Annotated in this window: 18 protein-coding genes; 8 read left to right on the forward strand and 10 right to left on the reverse strand. The window is 60.6% G+C overall.

Going from position 1 to position 19,175, the window contains the following annotated elements; translation table 11 throughout:
* Nucleotides 1-21: 21 nt before the first annotated feature.
* From ACYZT8_RS28640 to ppx, 4 genes are all read left to right on the forward strand, one after another.
* Nucleotides 22-690 (forward strand): amino acid ABC transporter permease, encoded by a 669-nt coding sequence (locus ACYZT8_RS28640; protein ID WP_461977725.1) that lies wholly within the window; start codon nt 22-24, stop codon nt 688-690.
* Complete coding sequence (locus tag ACYZT8_RS28645) at nt 687-1,337, forward strand: amino acid ABC transporter permease (RefSeq protein WP_461977727.1); 651 nt, start codon at nt 687-689, stop codon at nt 1,335-1,337. Before ACYZT8_RS28640 ends, ACYZT8_RS28645 begins: the two co-directional genes overlap by 4 nt.
* Nucleotides 1,324-2,061, forward strand: coding sequence for an amino acid ABC transporter ATP-binding protein (locus tag ACYZT8_RS28650; RefSeq protein ID WP_461977729.1), 738 nt, complete (start codon nt 1,324-1,326; stop codon nt 2,059-2,061). Before ACYZT8_RS28645 ends, ACYZT8_RS28650 begins: the two co-directional genes overlap by 14 nt.
* 209 nt (nt 2,062-2,270) lie before the next feature.
* Nucleotides 2,271-3,773 carry an exopolyphosphatase gene (ppx, locus tag ACYZT8_RS28655; RefSeq protein WP_461982643.1) on the forward strand — a complete coding sequence of 501 codons (1,503 nt, stop codon included), beginning with the start codon at nt 2,271-2,273 and terminating at the stop codon, nt 3,771-3,773.
* A 164-nt stretch (nt 3,774-3,937) separates the two neighbouring features.
* Here ppx and ppk1 read toward each other — a convergent pair whose 3' ends face one another.
* A complete protein-coding gene (gene ppk1, locus ACYZT8_RS28660; protein ID WP_131060759.1) occupies nt 3,938-6,160 on the reverse strand; it encodes a polyphosphate kinase 1 in 2,223 nt (740 codons plus the stop codon).
* Between the two features lie 18 nt (nt 6,161-6,178).
* Nucleotides 6,179-7,192: a porphobilinogen synthase gene (hemB, locus tag ACYZT8_RS28665; protein WP_059403946.1), complete on the reverse strand. Its 1,014-nt coding sequence runs from the start codon at nt 7,190-7,192 to the stop codon at nt 6,179-6,181.
* A gap of 206 nt (nt 7,193-7,398) precedes the next feature.
* Between hemB and ACYZT8_RS28670 the strand changes: the two genes are divergently transcribed.
* A complete protein-coding gene (locus ACYZT8_RS28670; RefSeq protein ID WP_131060758.1) occupies nt 7,399-8,022 on the forward strand; it encodes a DedA family protein in 624 nt (207 codons plus the stop codon).
* On the opposite strand, the gene ACYZT8_RS28675 is transcribed toward ACYZT8_RS28670, so the two are convergent.
* Nucleotides 8,003-9,238 (reverse strand): sterol desaturase family protein, encoded by a 1,236-nt coding sequence (locus ACYZT8_RS28675; protein WP_461977732.1) that lies wholly within the window; start codon nt 9,236-9,238, stop codon nt 8,003-8,005. The genes ACYZT8_RS28670 and ACYZT8_RS28675 overlap by 20 nt on opposite strands.
* A 116-nt stretch (nt 9,239-9,354) precedes the next feature.
* Here ACYZT8_RS28675 and elbB point away from each other — a divergent pair, with 116 nt between their 5' ends.
* On the forward strand, nt 9,355-10,023 hold the full coding sequence (gene elbB, locus ACYZT8_RS28680; RefSeq protein WP_461977734.1) for an isoprenoid biosynthesis glyoxalase ElbB: 669 nt from the start codon (nt 9,355-9,357) through the stop codon (nt 10,021-10,023).
* A gap of 126 nt (nt 10,024-10,149) precedes the next feature.
* On the opposite strand, the gene ACYZT8_RS28685 is transcribed toward elbB, so the two are convergent.
* From ACYZT8_RS28685 to ACYZT8_RS28705, 5 genes are all read right to left on the reverse strand, one after another.
* Nucleotides 10,150-10,605, reverse strand: coding sequence for a YaiI/YqxD family protein (locus tag ACYZT8_RS28685; protein ID WP_131060755.1), 456 nt, complete (start codon nt 10,603-10,605; stop codon nt 10,150-10,152).
* A gap of 108 nt (nt 10,606-10,713) precedes the next feature.
* Entirely contained in the window at nt 10,714-12,612 is a 1,899-nt protein-coding gene (locus tag ACYZT8_RS28690) for an FTR1 family protein (protein ID WP_461977737.1), read from the reverse strand.
* Nucleotides 12,613-12,762: 150 nt separating this feature from the next.
* A complete protein-coding gene (rhtB, locus tag ACYZT8_RS28695; protein ID WP_461977739.1) occupies nt 12,763-13,395 on the reverse strand; it encodes a homoserine/homoserine lactone efflux protein in 633 nt (210 codons plus the stop codon).
* 269 nt (nt 13,396-13,664) lie between these two features.
* The gene (locus ACYZT8_RS28700) at nt 13,665-14,246 is read right to left on the reverse strand and encodes a mechanosensitive ion channel domain-containing protein (protein WP_461977741.1); all 582 of its coding nucleotides are present in this window, start codon (nt 14,244-14,246) and stop codon (nt 13,665-13,667) included.
* Nucleotides 14,246-16,156, reverse strand: a complete 1,911-nt coding sequence (locus ACYZT8_RS28705) for an ATP-binding cassette domain-containing protein (protein WP_461977743.1) — start codon at nt 16,154-16,156, stop codon at nt 14,246-14,248. Before ACYZT8_RS28705 ends, ACYZT8_RS28700 begins: the two co-directional genes overlap by 1 nt.
* A 50-nt stretch (nt 16,157-16,206) precedes the next feature.
* On the opposite strand from ACYZT8_RS28705, the gene ACYZT8_RS28710 reads away from it, so the two are divergent.
* Nucleotides 16,207-16,671, forward strand: a complete 465-nt coding sequence (locus ACYZT8_RS28710; RefSeq protein WP_461977745.1) for a TIGR02444 family protein — start codon at nt 16,207-16,209, stop codon at nt 16,669-16,671.
* On the opposite strand, the gene ACYZT8_RS28715 is transcribed toward ACYZT8_RS28710, so the two are convergent.
* Entirely contained in the window at nt 16,668-17,744 is a 1,077-nt protein-coding gene (locus tag ACYZT8_RS28715; protein ID WP_461977747.1) for an AlgP family protein, read from the reverse strand. The two genes, ACYZT8_RS28710 and ACYZT8_RS28715, sit on opposite strands and share 4 nt — an antisense overlap.
* A 192-nt stretch (nt 17,745-17,936) precedes the next feature.
* Between ACYZT8_RS28715 and ACYZT8_RS28720 the strand changes: the two genes are divergently transcribed.
* Complete coding sequence (locus tag ACYZT8_RS28720; protein WP_461977749.1) at nt 17,937-18,602, forward strand: FKBP-type peptidyl-prolyl cis-trans isomerase; 666 nt, start codon at nt 17,937-17,939, stop codon at nt 18,600-18,602.
* A 93-nt stretch (nt 18,603-18,695) separates the two neighbouring features.
* Here the strand turns inward: ACYZT8_RS28720 and rsd are convergent, their stop codons facing one another.
* Nucleotides 18,696-19,154 carry a sigma D regulator gene (rsd, locus tag ACYZT8_RS28725; protein WP_461982645.1) on the reverse strand — a complete coding sequence of 153 codons (459 nt, stop codon included), beginning with the start codon at nt 19,152-19,154 and terminating at the stop codon, nt 18,696-18,698.
* Nucleotides 19,155-19,175: the final 21 nt, after the last annotated feature.

The following is a 19,175-nucleotide window of genomic DNA, read 5'->3' on the forward strand; positions in this document are numbered from 1 at the left end:
TCGTCGCCGGGGAGACATGATATGGCCTATCAGTTCGACTTTCTGCCGGTGGTGCAAAACACCGACCTGCTGCTGCGCGGTGCGCTGTTCACCCTTGAACTGACGGCCATTGGCGCAGTGCTTGGGGTGGGGCTGGGCATTGTCGGGGCGTTGGTGCGGGCGTGGAACATCCGCCCGTTCTCGACGATCTTCGGGGTCTACGTCGAGTTGATCCGCAATACGCCGTTTCTGGTGCAGCTGTTTTTCATCTTCTTCGGTTTGCCGTCGCTGGGCGTGCAGATTTCCGAATGGCAGGCAGCCGTGCTGGCGATGGTGATCAACCTCGGGGCCTACTCGACCGAGATCATCCGCGCCGGCATCCAGGCGATCCCCCGAGGACAGCTGGAAGCCGCTGCGGCCTTGGCGATGAGCCGATTCGAAGCCTTCCGCCACGTGATCCTGCTGCCAGCGTTGGGCAAAGTCTGGCCGGCCCTGAGCAGCCAGATCATCATCGTCATGCTCGGCTCGGCGGTCTGTTCGCAGATCGCCACCGAGGAGTTGAGCTTCGCCGCCAACTTCATTCAGTCGCGCAACTTCCGCGCCTTTGAAACCTATGCCCTGACCACGTTGCTCTACCTGTGCATGGCGCTGTTGATACGTCAGCTGCTGAACTGGATCGGTCGTCGATTCATTGCAAGGAGCAGCCAATGAGCGATTTCACGTTCTGGGACGTCGTGCGAAACCTGCTCACCGGCCTGCAATGGACGCTGGCGCTGTCGCTGGTGGCATTTATCGGCGGTGGGCTGATCGGCTTGCTGATCATGGTCATGCGCATCTCGAAAAAGCCCCTGCCGCGCAACGTTGCACGCACCTACATCGAACTGTTCCAGGGTACGCCGCTGTTGATGCAGCTGTTTCTGGTGTTCTTCGGCGTGGCGCTGGCCGGCGTGGAGATTTCGCCGTGGATGGCGGCGGCGCTGGCCTTGACGTTGTTCACCAGCGCCTACATTGCGGAGATCTGGCGCGGTTGCGTCGAGTCGATCCCCAACGGCCAATGGGAAGCCTCGTCGAGCCTGGCGCTCAATCCACTGGAACAGTTGCGCTACGTGATTCTGCCGCAAGCGCTGCGGATCGCCGTGGCGCCGACCGTGGGCTTCTCGGTGCAAGTAGTCAAAGGCACCGCCGTCACCTCGATCATTGGCTTCACCGAACTGACCAAGACCGGCGGCATGCTCGCCAACGCGACCTTCGAGCCCTTCATGGTCTACGGCCTCGTGGCACTCGGTTACTTCCTGCTTTGCTACCCCCTGTCCCTCAGTGCGCGCTACCTGGAAAGGAGACTGCATGCCTCTGCTTAGAATTTCCGCCCTGCATAAATACTACGGCGACCACCATGTGCTCAAAGGCATCGACCTCAGTGTCGAGGAAGGCCAGGTGGTGGCGATCATCGGCCGCAGCGGCTCGGGCAAATCGACCTTGCTGCGCACCCTCAATGGCCTGGAATCGATCAACGATGGCGTGATCGAAGTCGACGGCGAATACCTCGACGCCGCCCGCGCCGATTTGCGCAGCTTGCGGCAGAAAGTCGGGATGGTGTTTCAGCAGTTCAACCTGTTCCCGCACCTGACCGTGGGCGAAAACGTGATGCTCGCGCCGCAAGTGGTGCAGAAAGTGCCGAAGGCCAAGGCTGTCGAGCTGGCGCGGGAGATGCTGGAACGGGTCGGGTTGGGCGAGAAGTTTGATGCTTTCCCGGATCGGCTGTCGGGCGGGCAGCAACAGCGCGTGGCGATTGCCCGTGCTTTGGCGATGTCGCCGAAAGTGTTGCTGTGTGACGAGATCACCTCGGCGCTGGACCCGGAATTGGTCAACGAAGTGCTGAGCGTGGTCCGGCAACTGGCCAGGGAAGGCATGACATTGATCATGGTCACCCATGAAATGCGTTTTGCCCGGGAGGTTGGGGATAAGTTGGTGTTCATGCATCAGGGGTTGGTGCATGAGGTGGGGGACCCGAAAGTGTTGTTTGCGAACCCGCAGACGGCGGAGTTGGCGAATTTCATTGGGACGGTTGAAGCGACCGCCTGAAAGAACCTCAGTGTCCTTAATGCCTTCATCGCTAGCAGGCTAGCTCCCACAGGGGGTACGCATTCCAATGTGGGAGCTAGCCTGCTAGCGATTGACCGCGCAGCGGTCACCCTGTTTCCTGCACTGGATCAAGCCTTTGAACGCTGTGCGTTGGCGTCAGCCTTTGATCGTGGCACGATGTCGAGGTTATCGACTGAGACCCCATGACCATGCCGCAATCCCAAGCCAAGAATCTGTCCCTGATCGCCGCAATCGACCTGGGCTCCAACAGCTTTCACATGGTCGTGGCCAAGGCCCAGAACGGCGAAATCCGTATTCTCGAGCGTCTCGGGGAGAAGGTTCAGCTGGCCGCCGGCATCGACGAAGAGCGCCACCTCAACGAAGAATCCATGCAGCGCGGGCTCGATTGCCTGAAGCGTTTTGCCCAACTGATCAACGGTATGCCCCCTGGTGCCGTGCGGATCGTCGGCACCAACGCCCTGCGTGAAGCCCGCAACCGCGGCGAATTCATCCGCCGCGCCGAAGAAATCCTCGGGCACTCGGTGGAAGTCATCTCCGGTCGTGAAGAAGCACGCCTGATCTACCTCGGCGTGTCCCACACCCTCGCCGACACGCCGGGCAAACGCCTGGTCGCCGACATCGGCGGCGGCAGTACCGAATTCATTATCGGTCAGCGCTTCGAACCGCTGCTGCGCGAAAGCCTGCAAATGGGCTGCGTCAGTTATACCCAGCGCTATTTCAAGGACGGCAAGATCACCCCGGCCCGCTACGCCCAGGCGTACACCGCAGCGCGGCTGGAGATCATGAGCATCGAACACGCCCTGCACCGCCTGACCTGGGATGAAGCCATCGGCTCCTCGGGCACCATCCGCGCTATCGGCCTGGCGCTGAAGGCCGGCGGGCATGGCACGGGCGAGGTGAATGCCGAAGGCCTGGCCTGGCTCAAGCGCAAACTGATCAAGCTGGGCGATGTCGAGAAAATCGACTTCGAAGGCATCAAGCCTGACCGCCGCGCGATCTTCCCCGCTGGCCTGGCGATTCTCGAAGCGATCTTCGACGCCCTCGAACTGCAACGCATGGACCACTGTGAAGGCGCCCTGCGTGAAGGCGTGCTCTATGACCTGCTGGGCCGTCATCATCACGAGGACGTCCGCGAACGCACGCTCAGTTCGCTGATGGAGCGTTATCACGTCGATCTGGAACAAGCGGCGCGGGTCGAACGCAAAGCCCTGCATGCCTTCGATCAAGTCGCCGCGGATTGGGATCTGGATGACGGAGTCTGGCGCGAACTGCTCGGCTGGGCCGCCAAGGTCCATGAAGTGGGCCTGGACATCGCTCACTATCAGTACCACAAGCACGGCGCCTACCTGATCGAGCACTCGGACCTGGCCGGGTTCTCCCGCGAAGACCAACTGATGCTCGCACTACTGGTGCGTGGCCACCGCCGCAATATTCCCCGGGACCGGTTTGCCGATTTTGGCGATGAGGGCATCAAGCTGATTCGCCTGTGCGTGCTGCTGCGCTTTGCGATCCTGTTCCATCACATCCGTGGCACCCAGGAAATGCCGCAGGTGGTATTGCACGCCAACCGCGACAGCCTCGATGTGTTGTTCCCGGAAAACTGGCTGGACGAAAACCAACTGACCCAGGCCGACTTCGCCCTGGAAGCGGAGTGGCTGACCCGGGTCAGCTTCACGCTGAACGTCCGCTAAACCTTGTGGCGAGGGAGCTTGCTCCCGCTGGACTGCGCAGCAGGCCTTCTTTTGGGGCCGCTTCGAAGCCCAGCGGGAGCAAGCTCCCTCGCCACAGGTTACTCAGGCGGGATAAAAAAATGGCGATCCGCAGGGATCGCCATTTTTTATACCCGACTTGTGCGTTAGCGAACGGTCAGGATCGGGCTGCCCAATCGCTCCAGCAGCGTTGCCTGCGCACTGCGCGGGTTCTGGTTGCCGGTCGGCGTGTTGCGGATGTAACGACCGTCCGCCTGCAGGCTCCAGCTGTGAGTGTTATCGGTCAGATAAAGCTCCAGCTCTTTCTTGACCCGCATGATCAGCTTTTTGCCCTCGACCGGGAAGCAAGTCTCGACGCGCTTGTCGAGGTTGCGCTCCATCCAGTCGGCGCTGGACAGGAACATCTGCTCTTCGCCGCCATTGAGGAAGTAGAAGACCCGGGTGTGCTCGAGGAAACGCCCGATGATCGAGCGTACGTGGATGTTGTGCGAAACCCCGGCAATGCCTGGTCGCAGGCAGCACATGCCGCGCACCACCAGATCGATTCGCACTCCGGACTGACTGGCCTTGTACAGCGCGCGAATGATCTTCGGATCGGTCAGCGAGTTGAACTTGGCGATGATGTGCGCCGGTTTGCCGTCGAGGGCGAACTGGGTTTCGCGGGCAATCATGTCGAGCATGCCCTTCTTCAACGTGAACGGCGCGTGCAGCAGCTTCTTCATGCGCAGGGTTTTACCCATGCCGATCAGCTGGCTGAACAGTTTGCCGACGTCTTCGCACAAGGCGTCATCGGAGGTCAGCAAGCTGTAGTCGGTGTACAGACGGGCGTTGGCCGCGTGGTAGTTGCCCGTACCCAAATGCGCGTAACGCACGATCTCGCCGGCCTCGCGACGCAGAATCAGCATCATCTTGGCGTGGGTCTTGAAACCGACCACACCGTAAATCACCACCGCACCGGCCGCTTGCAGACGGCTGGCCAGTTGCAGGTTGGACTCTTCATCGAACCGCGCACGCAACTCGATCACCGCGGTGACCTCTTTGCCGTTACGCGCCGCATCCACCAGCGCATCCACGATTTCCGAGTTGGCGCCGGAGCGGTACAGGGTCTGGCGGACCGCCAATACATGCGGATCCTTCGCGGCCTGGCGCAGCAGGTCGACCACCGGGGTGAAGGACTCGAACGGGTGCAGCAGCAGAATGTCCTGCTTGCTGATCACGCTGAAGATGTTCTCGCTGTTCTGCAGCAGTTTCGGGATCTGCGGCGTGAACGGCATGTATTGCAGCTCACGCTGACTGTCCAGACCGGTAATGCTGAACAGGCGGGTCAGGTTGACCGGACCGTTGACCTGATACAGCTCGGTCTCGTGCAGGTTGAACTGCTTGAGCAAGTAGTCGGACAACTGTTTCGGGCAGGTATCGGCGACTTCCAGGCGCACCGCGTCGCCGTAGCGACGGGAGAACAACTCGCCGCGCAGGGCGCGGGCCAGGTCTTCTACATCTTCGGTGTCGACGGAAAGGTCGGCGTTTCGAGTCAGGCGGAACTGGTAGCAGCCCTTGACCTTCATGCCCTGGAACAGGTCATCGGCGTGCGCGTGGATCATCGACGACAGGAACACATAGTTGTCGCCCGCGCCGCCGACTTCTTCCGGCAACTTGATGACGCGCGGCAACAGGCGTGGCGCCGGGATGATCGCCAGGCCGGAATCGCGACCGAAGGCGTCGATGCCTTCGAGCTCGACGATGAAGTTCAGGCTCTTGTTCACCAGCAACGGGAACGGGTGCGTCGGGTCGAGACCGATCGGGGTAATGATCGGCGCGATTTCGTCGCGGAAATAGCGGCGCACCCAGGTTTTGATCTTGGTGGTCCAGTGACGCCGGCGGATGAAGCGGACCTGATGTTTTTCCAGCTCCGGCAACAGAATATCGTTGAGGATCGCGTACTGACGGTCTACGTGACCGTGTACCAGCTCGCTGATGCGGGCCAGGGCCTGATGCGGTTGCAGGCCATCGGCGCCGGCCTGTTCACGGGCGAAGGTGATCTGCTTCTTCAGGCCGGCAACACGAATTTCGAAGAACTCATCCAGGTTGCTGGAGAAGATCAACAGGAACTTCAGCCGCTCCAGCAACGGGTAGGACTCGTCCAGCGCCTGCTCCAGCACGCGGATGTTGAACTGCAGTTGCGAGAGCTCGCGATGGATATACAGGCTGCTGTCATCCAGACCGGGAATGGCAATCGCCGGTGCCGCTGTCGCGGTTTCGGTCACCGCTGCGGGTGGAGCGGGCTCCAGCTCCGGCGGCGTCTCGGCGATTTGCTCGACCACGGGTTGAGCCTCTTTTACGGCAACTTCAGTGAGTCCTTCGGTATTCATGGAATGTTCCTGGGAGGGCTATTTCTGCTCTCGTAACAATTGAGCGGCACGCACGGCAAAGTAAGTCAGGATGCCATCAGCCCCTGCACGTTTGAAAGCGGTCAGTGATTCGAGGATAACCCCTTCGCTCAACCAGCCATTCTGGATTGCCGCCATGTGCATGGCGTATTCACCGCTGACCTGATAAACAAAGGTCGGCACTTTAAATTCTTCTTTGACCCGGTAAAGGATGTCCAGATACGGCATGCCTGGCTTGACCATGACCATGTCCGCGCCTTCTGACAAGTCCGCCGCCACTTCGTGCAGGGCTTCGTTGCCGTTGGCCGGGTCCATCTGATAAGAGGCCTTGTTGGCCTTGCCCAGGTTCAGCGCCGAACCCACCGCGTCGCGGAACGGGCCGTAATAGGCGCTGGCGTATTTGGCAGAGTAGGCCATGATCCGCACGTTGACGTGATCGGCCAGTTCCAGCGCTTCGCGGATCGCCTGGATGCGACCGTCCATCATGTCCGACGGCGCCACCACCTGAGCACCGGCCTCGGCGTGGGACAGGGCCTGCTTGACCAGTGCGTCGACGGTAATGTCGTTCTGCACGTAGCCTTCTTCATCGAGGATGCCATCCTGACCGTGGGTGGTAAACGGGTCGAGCGCAACGTCGGTGATCACCCCCAGCTCCGGGAACTGCGCACGCAAGGCGCGAGTGGCGCGTTGGGCAATGCCGTTCGGGTTCCAGGCTTCGGCGGCGTCCAGCGACTTGAGCTCGGGAGGCGTGACCGGAAACAGCGCCAACGCCGGAATCCCCAGCTCGACCCACTTGGCCGCTTCTTCGAGCAACAGATCGATGGTCAGGCGCTCGACGCCCGGCATCGACGCCACCGCTTCGCGACGGTTTTCACCGTCCAGCACGAATACCGGCAGGATCAGGTCATCGACGGTCAGAACGTTTTCACGGACCAGTCGACGCGAGAAATCATCACGACGGTTGCGACGCAGGCGGGTTGCAGGGAACAAACGGTTGGCGGGGGTAAAGCTCACGGCAGACTCCTGAGCCCGCTGGCGTGCGAGCGTGACAGTTATAAGCGACCATTATGACCAACACGTGACAGTTATGTGCACCCCTGCGGCAGGTAGTCGCATTCCATTGTCCTTGTAGGAAATGTTCACGTCGAGACACATTTGGACACTTTCATGAATGTGCACGAAGGGTTAGGCTGCGCGTTCATTTCGCCAGCATCCAGACAATGCTCCAACAATTTCTTCAGGAATTCGGCTACTTCGCCCTCTTTCTCGGCACGTTCTTCGAAGGCGAAACCATTCTGGTGCTCGCAGGCTTCCTCGCGTTCCGCGGATACATGGACATCAAGATCGTCACGATCGTGGCGTTCTGTGGCAGTTATGCCGGCGATCAGCTGTGGTACTTCCTCGGGCGCAAACACGGCCGCAAATTGCTTGCGCGTAAACCACGCTGGCAAATGATGGGTGATCGGGCGCTGGAACACATCCGCAAACACCCGGACATCTGGGTGTTGAGCTTCCGCTTCGTCTATGGATTGCGCACAGTCATGCCGGTCGCGATCGGCCTGTCGGGTTATCCGCCGGGACGTTATCTGCTGCTCAACGGGATTGGTGCTGCGATCTGGGCTGCCGCACTGGCCGCCGCGGCATACCACTTCGGCGCGGTGCTCGAGGGGATGCTGGGCAGCGTCAAGAAGTACGAGCTGTGGGTGCTCGGCGCCCTGCTGCTGCTGGGCCTGGGACTGTGGCTGCGCCGGCGCTTCAAGAATGCCCGTCTGGCGAAGAAGATCTACGCCGACGAGCAAGCCGAGCTGGCCAAGGCCGCCGAGACTAAGACGCCAATCGAGTGAAACGGTCCCTGCAACAGTAGAGACCGATTCCGCTGAGCAGGCTGTAGCTGAGCAGGCCGATCCAGCCCACCGCGCTGGCCGGCCACAGCCCGACCACCGGCGCCAGCCACACCAGCGGCACATTCGATGCCAGCCGCAGCAGTTCCAGCTTCAAGGCCTGCGGGCGATTCTCCAGGGCCATGCCCAACGTAAACAAGCCCAATGCCACCGCGCCCCAGCCCAACACCAGCGCTGCGGTCGGCAAACGCGGCTCCAGGTTCATCAAGTAGCTGCCCAGCGCAATGTAGACGCAGAACTGCAACGCCACATACAGCTGCTGACGCCCGTCCAGCGCCACTTCGAATTTGCGGAACTGACTCAGGTCCGGTTTGTTCATCGGGTACCTGGCCGCCACATCCGCCGGCCGCCAACCGGTGCGCATGAACCAGATCCGCAGCTTGTCCCACTTGCTTTCAGCCCGCCGCGCGTCGTCCCATAGCTGCGCGTAAAACTGCACGTTCGCCCACAGCGGATTCCAGCTCGCCAACGGCGTGGTCACGCCGAAAATCACCGGCTCATTGTCGTCCTCTTCCTGGAACGAGCCAAATAGACGGTCCCAAATAATGAACACCCCGCCGTAGTTGCGATCCATGTAGAGAGCGTTCTGTGCATGGTGGGCCCGATGATTGGACGGCGTGACAAAGAACCACTCGAACCAGCCGAGCTTGGGAATGTGTTTGGTATGCACCCAGAATTGATACAGCAGGTTCAGCGCGGCGACGCTGATAAACACCAGCAATGGCACGCCGAGCACCGCCATCGGCAGGTAGAAAATCCAGCTCAGCAGGAAGCCGGTACTGGTCTGGCGCAGGGCCGTGGAGAGGTTGTAGTCCTCGCTCTGGTGATGCACCGAATGCGCGGCCCAGAGGATGTTGCGCTCGTGGCCCATGCGATGCAGCCAGTAATAGCAGAAGTCGTAGAGGACGAAGGCAAACACCCAGACCCAGACGCTGTCGGCCGAGAGTTCGAACAGCGCCAGATGCTTGAGGGCAAACGCATAGGTCACCAGGCCGACGCCTTTGGTCAACAGGCCGGTGGTGGTCGACAACACCCCGGTGCTGATGCTGTTGATCGCATCAGCCAACCGATAATTGCTCAACCCGCGCCAACGGTCCGCCAGTAGCTCGACGGCAATCAGTACAAAGAAAAACGGCACCGCATACAGAATGAAGTCCATTGACGCGCCCTGATCGGAATCTTGAGGACAGATGCTAGGTGTAGCTGCGAATTAACCCTATGGCAACGAGTGACAAATTAGTGGACATTTAACGCCATGAATCTGGAGAAAAACCCATGAGCAAAAAAATTGCAGTGATCCTTTCCGGCTGTGGCGTGTACGACGGCGCCGAGATCCACGAAAGTGTGATTACCTTGCTGCGCCTGGACCAGCGCGGCGCTCAGGTGCAGTGCTTTGCCCCCAATATCTCGCAATTGCATGTGATCAATCACCTGACCGGCGACGAAATGCCCGAGTCGCGCAATGTGCTGGTGGAATCGGCGCGGATCGCCCGGGGCAACATCAAGGACATTCGCGAAGCAGACGTCGAAGACTTCGACGCGCTGATCGTGCCCGGCGGTTTCGGCGCGGCCAAGAACCTGTCGAACTTCGCCGTCGAAGGCGCCGGCTGCACGGTTCAACCGGACGTCCTGGCGTTGACCGAGGCGTTTGCCGAAGCGGGCAAACCGGTGGGGTTGATCTGCATTTCGCCAGCGCTGGCGGCGAAAATCTATGGACCAGGCGTGACCTGCACCATCGGCAACGACGCCGATACCGCTGCTGCCATGAACAAGATGGGCGCCACCCACCAGGATTGCGCGGTGAGCGACATCGTCGAAGACAAAGCCCGCAAACTGGTGTGCACCCCGGCGTACATGCTGGCGCAGAGCATCAGTGAAGCCGCATCGGGGATCAACAAACTGGTCGACCGTGTCCTCGAACTGACCCACGAAAACGACGCCTGACACTGATCGTTTGATCGTTCCCACGCTCCGCGTGGGAATGCAGCCCGGGACGCTCCGCGTCCCAAAGCGGACGCAGAGCGTCCAGTGAGGCATTCCCACGCAGAGCGTGGGAACGATCATGAACGATCATTGTGAACGGGAAAGCCGGGTGAGGATCCGGTCCAGTGCATTGGCAAATGCCTGCTTCTCGCGCTCGCCAAACGGCGCCGGGCCGCCGCTCATCTGGCCCTGCTCACGGAGATCGGTGAACAGGTTACGCACCGCCAACCGATCGCCCATGTTCTGCGCATCGAACTCCTTGCCCCGTGGATCCAGAGCGGCAACGCCCTTTTTCACCAGCCGATCTGCCAGCGGCACATCGCTGCAAATCACCAACTCACCCGGCACCGCGTGTTCCACCAGATAGTCATCGGCGGCATCCGGACCGCTTGGCACCACGATCAGCTTCACCAGGGCCAGTCCCGGCTTGATCTGCGGCTGCCCGGCCACCAGCACCACTTCGAACTGCCGCTTGAGGGCGAACTTCACCACCAGATCCTTGGCCGCCCGTGGGCAGGCGTCGGCATCGATCCAGACACGCATCGTGTTTTCCTCTTCCAAAAAAAATCGCGAGCAGGCTCACTCCCACAGGTTATACGCAATCCTGTGTGAGCGAGCCTGCTCGCGAATATGAGCGCAGCGAATGCTCTCTTAAGAAACCTGCACCCGCCGCTTCTCCGCCATCCAGCTACGGCCATACAGCACGATAATCGCAATGATCGCCACCGCCTGAGCACTCAGCGAATACGCGTCCGCGTGAATGCCCAGCCAGTCGAAGTCGAAGAACGGCACCGGCCGCGTGCCGAAGATCCCGGCTTCCTGCAACGCCTTCACGCCATGCCCGGCAAACACCACCGACAGTGCGCACAACAGACCGGCATTGATGCTGAAGAACAACGACAGCGGCAGTTTTTGCGAACCGCGCAGGATCACCCACGCCAGCCCGACCAGCAACACCAGCGCCGTCGCGCCACCGGCCAGCACTGCGTTATGACCCGCAGGCCCGGCCTGCAACCAAAGGGTCTCGTAGAACAGAATCACTTCAAACAGCTCGCGATACACCGAGAAAAACGCCAGCGTCGCAAAGCCGAAGCGTCCACCGCCGCCCACCAGGCTGCTCTTGATGTAATCCTGCCACGCCGCTGCGTGGCGACGGTCGTGCATCCACACACCGAGCCAGAGCACCATGACGGCGGCGAACAACGCCGTTGCACCTTCCAGCAATTCACGCTGCGAACCGCTGACATCGATCACGTACGCCGCCAACGCCCAGGTTGCCAGACCCGCCAACAACGCCAGGCCCCAACCGACGTTGACGCTGCGCACCGCCGACTGCTGGCCGGTATTGCGCAGGAACGCCAGAATCGCCGCCAGCACCAGAATCGCTTCCAGGCCCTCGCGCAGCAGAATCAGCAAACCGGAGATGTAGCTCAGGGACCAGCTCAAACCGTCGCTGCCCAGCAACCCGGCGGACTCCTTCAACTTGGCCTTGGCCGCGTCCAGGCGCTGCTGGGCCTGGTCCACCGGCAGACCGTCCTGCAACGACTGACGGTAAGCCATCAGGGATTTTTCAGTGTCCTTGCGCACGTTGGCGTCGACGTTGTCCAGCGAGCTTTCGACCAACTCGAAGCCTTCCAGATAGGCCGCTACCGACAAGTCATAGGCTTGATCGTGATCACCGGCACGGTAGGCCGCGATACTCTTGTCCAGGGTTGCAGCGGTGTAGTCGAGCAACTGCGCCGGGCCACGTTTGACCTGCGGCGGTTGTGCCCGCTGGGCACGGAACGTCGCGGCGGTTTGCGGGCCATCGGCGGCCTGCACTTCGGCCGGCGTCTGACGTGCCAGGTCGGCGATGTTGTAGGTCTTTTCGGATTTTGCTGCGGCCGGATCGGCGCTGAAACTGGCGATGTAGGTTGCCAGGTCCCAACGCTGACGATCGTCCAGCTGATCGGCGAAGGCCGGCATGTCCGTGCCTTCGACACCCAGGCCCAAGGTACTGTAAATCGCGTAGAGGCTCAGATGGTCCAGGCGCGCCGTTTCCCGCAGATTGGCTGGCGGCGGCGTCAGACCGACACCCGCCGGACCGTCGCCGGCACCCGTATCGCCGTGGCAGACCGAGCAGTGCTGGGCGTACAGCGGCGCCCCACGAGTCGGGTCCGGGGTAATGATCGGCGCTTGGCTGACTTCATAGGCCACGGCCAGTTTCGCGCCGAGTTGCCGAGCCTGACGGGCCACGTCTGCGCCATCCTGACGGGCAGCGATGGCGCTGCGCAGCGTGCTGGCGCCCTGCTCCAGCCCGGCTTTTTCCGGCTTGGCCGGCATCGCGGCGATCAAGCCTTGCAACACCTTGATGAATTCCAGCTGCTCGCGGTATTCGGACTCGTCGGTGACCTTGCCCCCTTGCACCGTCTGCGGGTAATCCGCGCCAATGTAGTCGAGCAAATGCAGGGCTTGCGGCGCGCCTTCCACGGTGTCGGCCAGCAGATTGAAACTGCACAAGGCAAACAGCGGCAACACCAGCCAGGCCAGGAAACGGGACGGGGCAGTCATGAATGAATCTCAATTGGAAATACGAAGTAACACATTGTTCACTTCCAATGGCTTTCACTCAAGCTTTGTTAACGAATACCGGCGTTTGTGCGTGAATTCTGGACATGAAAAAGGCGACCTCGAGAGTCGCCTTTTTTGTACCTGAACGTTTTACACCGCGGCTTTGCGCAGCGTCGCCATAAACGCCGCCGCACCGATGAACAGTCCCGCAAAGGTCCGGTTCATGCGTTTTTGTTGCTTGGGCGTGCGCAACAGGCGCAGCACCTTCGACGCCAATCCGGTGTAACCGGCCATGACGATCAGGTCGACGCAGACCATGGTCACGCCGATGATCAGGTATTGGGCCAGCAGCGGTGCGTGGGGATCAATGAATTGCGGCAACACCGCCAGCATGAACACCAGCGCCTTGGGGTTGCTGATGTTGACCAGAAACCCACGGAACACCAAAGCCAGCGGTTTGCCGATCTGACGCACCGCCGCTTCGTCGCTCATGTCGCTGGGCAGCGCGCGCCATTGCTTGATCGCGAGGTAAACCAGATACGCCACGCCGAACCATTTGATTGCATAGAAAGCCGTGGCCGATGCCGTGAGAATCGCGCCAACCCCGGCGCCGACAATCGCGATCTGCACCGCCAGGCCCAATTGCAGGCCCAGGGCGTTCCAGTAACCGCGCCAGAAACCGTATTGCAGACCGCTGGACATCGACGCAATGGCGCCGGCACCGGGAGACAGGCTGATCACCCAGCAGGCGGCAAAAAACGCCAGCCATGTTTGAAGCTCCATCGCACACCTCGACTCAGACTCGTGACAGACGTCTAAGCTAATGCGGCTTTGGGCTGATGACCATCGATTTTTTTGCAGGATGTTGCGGTCGCCGATCAGTGTTAACGGCTTGAGGGGCTCATCGTCTGACATACCGCTATCGCGAGCAAGCTCGCTCCCACAGGGTTCCGGGCTAAATCACAAACCTGCAATCCAACTCAAAAACCTGTGGGAGCGAGCTTGCTCCTGGCGGCGTTCCGACGATGGCGATTTGTCAGTCAACAGAAGGCTTACTTTTCAAACCCGCCGGACGAAAACACATCCGTGCCCCGCCAGCGTCGAACCGAGCGCTGGAAGAACAGGCTGTTAGGCACTTGCACCATGGCACTGCCAGTGCCGAGTTCCTCTGCTTCGATCAACGTGGTGTAGAGCAAATTGATCGCCACCACCCGACCTTTGACGCCGGGCTTGTCGGTGGTGTCTACCAACTCGACGACGTCACCGATACGGAACGGGCCGACGGTAAAGATCAGGATCGCGCAGAGCAGGTTGGAGAGCACGCTCCACATGGCGAAGAACGCCACCGCCGCCACCGCGACAAACCCGGATAACGCGGTCCAGAGCACGGTGGCCGAAACCCCGAGGCGCTCCAGCACGAAAATCAGCGCACTGCCCATGATCAGCCAGCGCAAACCACCGCGCAGTGGCATCAGCAACTGCGGTGGAAACGGGTAGCGCTCGCCCAGGCGAGTCAGGCATTTGGCGACGAAGCGTTGGGCGAAGTAACCCGCCAACAGGATCAGCAGAATTTGCGCGGCGAACCAGATCGGCTCGCCCCACCCAGCCGGCAGCGGCAGCTTGAAGGCTTCCATCAGGACAGCGCCTCCAGCTCCGCCTGCATGCTTTCGAGCAGTTCCAGGGCTTCCATCCAGGCTTCTTCGAGTTCGGCTTCACGCACCTTCAGCTTGGCCTGTTCAGCCAGCAGATCACGCAAATCGTTCTTGCGCATCGGTTCGTAGATGTCGCTGTCGCCGAGGCTGGTATCGATCTTCGCCAGTTTCTCGTGCAGCTTGCCCAACTCGGCTTCGAGCTTGTCAGCCTCACGCTTGTGCGGTGCCAGTTGCTGACGCAACGCAGCAGCGGCCTGGCGCTGGGCCTTCTTGTCGGTCTTGTCCGGATTGACCGGGGTGTTACTGACCGGCGCATTGCGCTGACGGTAGTCGACCAGCCAACGGGTGTAGTCCTCGAGGTCGCCGTCGAACTCTTCGACCTTGCCATCCGCCACCAGGTAGAAATTGTCGGTGGTGCTTTTGAGCAGATGACGATCGTGGGAGACCACCAGCACGGCGCCACTGAATTCCTGCAGGGCCATGGTCAGCGCCAGGCGCATTTCCAGATCCAGGTGGTTGGTCGGTTCGTCGAGCAGCAACAGGTTTGGCCGGCCCCAGGCGATCAACGCCAGCGCCAGACGGGCCTTCTCGCCACCGGAGAAATTCAGCACCGGCTCATCGATGCGCGCACCACGGAAGTCGAAACCACCGAGAAAGTCGCGCAACGTCTGTTCGCGCTCGGTCGGCGCCAGGCGCTGCATGTGTAGCAACGGGCTGGCCTTGGAGTCCAGCGAGTCCAACTGATGCTGGGCAAAGTAGCCGACCACGGTGTTCTCGCCACGGGTCAGGCGCCCGGACAACGGTTCGAGTTCACCGGCAAGGTTTTTGATCAGGGTCGATTTACCGGCACCGTTGGGGCCGAGCAAACCGATGCGCGCGCCGGGGGTCAGTTGCAGCTTGACCTTCTCCAGCACGGCTCGCTCGCCATAACCCAGGCGCGCGTCGGAAATATCAATCAACGGGCTGGAGATTTTGTGCGACTCGCGGAACACGAAGTCGAACGGCGAATCAACGTGGGCGGCGGACAACTCTTCCATCCGCTCCAGCGCCTTGATCCGGCTCTGGGCCTGGCGGGCCTTGGTGGCTTGGGCCTTGAAGCGGGCGATGTAGCTTTCCATGTGCGCACGTTGCGCCTGCTGCTTCTCGTAGGCCTGTTGTTGCTGGGCCAGACGTTCGGCACGGGCGCGCTCGAAGGCGCTGTAACCACCGCGATACAGGGTGATCTTGCGCTGATCAACGTGAGCCACGTGATCGACCACGGCATCGAGGAAATCCCGGTCGTGGGAAATCAGCATCAAGGTGCCGGGATAGCTTTTGAGCCAGTCTTCGAGCCAGATAATGGCGTCGAGGTCCAAGTGGTTGGTCGGCTCATCGAGCAGCAACAGGTCCGAGGGGCACATCAAAGCCTGCGCCAGGTTCAGACGCATCCGCCAACCACCAGAGAAATCTCCTACCTGGCGATCCATCTGATCGTTGGTGAACCCAAGGCCGGCAAGCAACTTGCGCGCCCGGGCGTCGGCGGTGTAACCGTCGGCGCTGTCGAGTTCGGCATGCAAGCGGGCCTGAGCGGCACCGTCATGCGCCGTTTCGGCCGCGGCGAGGTCGCGTTGCACCTCACGCAGGCGCAGGTCGCCATCGAGCACGTAGTCGACCGCGATTCGATCGAGGGTGTCGATCTCCTGGCGCATGTGGGCGATGCGCCAGTCGCCCGGCAGCAAGCAGTCACCCGAATCCGGGTGCAGGTCACCCAGAAGCAAGGCGAACAGGCTCGATTTGCCGGCACCGTTGGCACCGATGAGGCCGGCTTTGTGGCCGGCGTGCAGGGTCAGCTCGGCGTCTTCTAGCAGACGTTGCGGGCCACGCTGTAAAGTCAGGTTCTGAAGTCGAATCATAATGGCGGCGGAGTCTACCAGCTTCGCTCGCAACTGGCGCGAGTAGCACTATGTCCTCTGACCTGTGGAGCTTTTCCCTTACCACTTATGCCCGTCCCGGCGTTGAAGACGCGTGCCTGCAGTTGCAGTCGGCGGGCGTGAATGTGTGCCTGCTGCTCTGTGGATTATGGCTGGTAGACCGAGGTGTCACCTGCAATGAACAACGATTGCAGCAGCTTCGCGACGTGGCCGAGCCCTGGGACGCCGATGTCGTGCGACCGCTGCGAGCATTGCGCACGCAATGGAAAACTGTTGCGACCGAGGATGCCGAGTTGAATGCGTTGCGCGAACAAGTGAAGACACTGGAACAGGAAGCGGAGCGACATCTGTTGTTGCGACTGGAGCGATCGGCGCAGAGTTGGCCGCAGTGTGAGGCGACCGATCTAACGGCCTGGCTGGAAGGTGTGACGGCGAGCGCCGCCAACCTGGACCGCGACGCGCTGCATCAGCTGCGCGTCGCGGCAACCGACGCTTAGGAAGCGCTGGTTGGGGTGGAGCTGTTGCTCGACGGTGCGGCTGGCGTTGGCGCAGACGATGAGGTCGAGGCGGTTGCTGCTGTAGCAGGCGAAGCCGATGCAGCTGGCGACGGAGTTGCAGTCGCTGGCTTGGCAGCAGCGGCCGGTTTTTTCACGGCTGGCTTGGCAGCAGGTTTTGCAGCTGGCTTAGCGGCAGCAGGTTTTGCTGCGGCTGGTTTCGCTGCAGCAGGTTTCGCGGCAGCGGCTGGCTTGGCAGCGGCAGCAGGTTTCGCGGCAGCAGTTTTGGCAGCGGGTTTTGCCGCAGCTTTTGCAGCAGGTTTCGCCGCTGGTTTTGCGGCAGGCTTGGCAGCAGGTTTGGCAGCGGCAGTTTTTGCAGCTGGTTTTGCTGTCGATTTTACAGCTGGTTTTGCGGCTGGTTTTGCAGCAGCAGTTTTAGCCACAGCCGGTTTCGCGGCAGCGGTTCTTGCAGCAGGTTTAGCGGCGGCAGGTTTGGCAGCCGTCGTTTTAGCAGCCGGTTTTGCAGCACTGGCAGCGACTGGTTTTTTCGCCGCAGGTTTTGCGACTGGTTTGGCTGCGGCTTTCACCGGTGCCTTGGCCGCAGGCTTGGCCGGTGCTTTTGCAGCAGCCGGTTTGGCAGCGGCTTTCTTGGCAGGTGCCGCAGCAGGCTTGGCCGAACGCAGGGACAACGCCTTGCCGACAGCCTCTTGTACACGACCGACACCCTGGGCCAGTTTCAGGCTTTCTTGAGCGTCGCGCTTGAGTTGCAGAATATAGCTGCGCGTTTCGGATTGACGATCCTTGAGGGCATCGAGCAAGTCCTCAAGTTCTTTCACCGCACCCTTCGCTTTGGTTTGTGCCTTGGCTTTACCGGCTGCCGCGGCGTCCTGCAATTTGGTACGGGACTTGTGCAATTTTTCCTGCGCTTTTCCGCGCTGCTTTTCCAGTTTGGCGAGCAGTTTTTCAGCATCAGCCAAGGCTTGGGAACAAGCGTTTTCCAAATGCTCGAGCAGGCTGCCCGAGAGTTGTTGGAGTAAGTGCAACGGGGTATTTACAGGCTTCTTGGTGGCCGACATGGTTTACCTCCTGGCTGACGTGGGTGCGGCTCATACTAGACCTCTGATGACACCGCCGCTAGGGCATGTTGACAGTATCGAAAGCGCTGCGTTGCAACAGATTGAAATTCTTCTGCCCTGGTGCAAAACCAGTTCACCTTTGAGCGCATTCACACTGGCATAATCCACCGCATCTCAGATCGGAGTGTGCCCATGTCGCGCTACTTTTTTTTATCGTTGTGTGTGTGTTTTTCCGTGGCTCAGGCCGCCGAAAAAACCACCCCAAATGAGGCTCACGATCTTGCGTACAGCCTGGGTGCGAGCCTGGGTGAGCGCTTGCGCCAAGAGGTGCCGGATCTACAACTTCAGGCATTGCTCGAAGGTTTGCAGCAAGCCTATCAAGGCAAGCCACTGGCATTGAAAGACGAACAGATCCAACAGATTCTGGCCGAGCATGAAGCTCAGATCGCCGAGCAACCCGCCCTCCCGCAAAGTGAAGTCGCGCTGGAAAAAGAGCAGCGCTTTCTCACCGAGGAAAAAGCCAAGCCGGGTGTTCGTGAATTGGCGGATGGAATTTTGCTGACCGAGTTGGCACCGGGTACGGGTGCCAAGGCTGGTCCTAACGGCAAGGTCGAAGTTTTATATGTCGGACGCCTTCCCGACGGCACAGTGTTCGATCAGAACAGCAAGCCGCAGTGGTTCAGTCTCGATAGCGTGATCAGCGGCTGGCGCAGCGCATTGCAAAACATGCCGGTCGGTGCGAAATGGCGCCTGGTGATTCCATCGTCTCAAGCCTATGGCGCGGACGGTGCCGGCGACCTGATCGCGCCGTTCACACCGCTGGTGTTCGAAGTGGAATTGCGCGGTGCCGCAAGCTGAAAACTGAAAACTGAAAGCCGGAAACGAAAAACGGCGCGCATGGCGCACCGTTTTTAGATTCTCGCTAGAAGCGAGGGTCTTGCCGGAAGAGGTTCAGGCCTGAACCGAGTCCTCTTCCTTGTGAGCCGTGTGCAACACTTCGATCAGGCAATCTTCCAGTTCGAAGCGTTCGTGCAGCAGCCCGCCCAGCTCTTTGAATTTCTCCGCGACGCACTTGCCTGCATCACACAGGTCATTGAACGCCAGCAGCTTCTCGGTGATGACGTCGATGCGCGGGTAAATCGTCTCGGCCAACTCCAGCCCGCGAGTGTCGCCAAACGCCTTGGCTTCGCCAGTCAGCTGTTCGTAGATCTCGAAGTGCCCGGCCGACACGTAATCGACCAGCACGCCGCAGAATTCCTGCAACGGCTTGCGGTTCTCGCCCAGAGACTCAGGCTTGGCGCCGAGATCATCATAGGCCCGAACCAGTTCGTGACGCTCCTGCAACCAGCGATCGATCAGCAGATGCACTCCACCCCAACGTTCCTGAGCATTCTGACAACTTTCGAGCATGGTGATCTCTCTTCCCTTGTG

Source organism: Pseudomonas sp. LB3P93 (assembly GCF_054898025.1).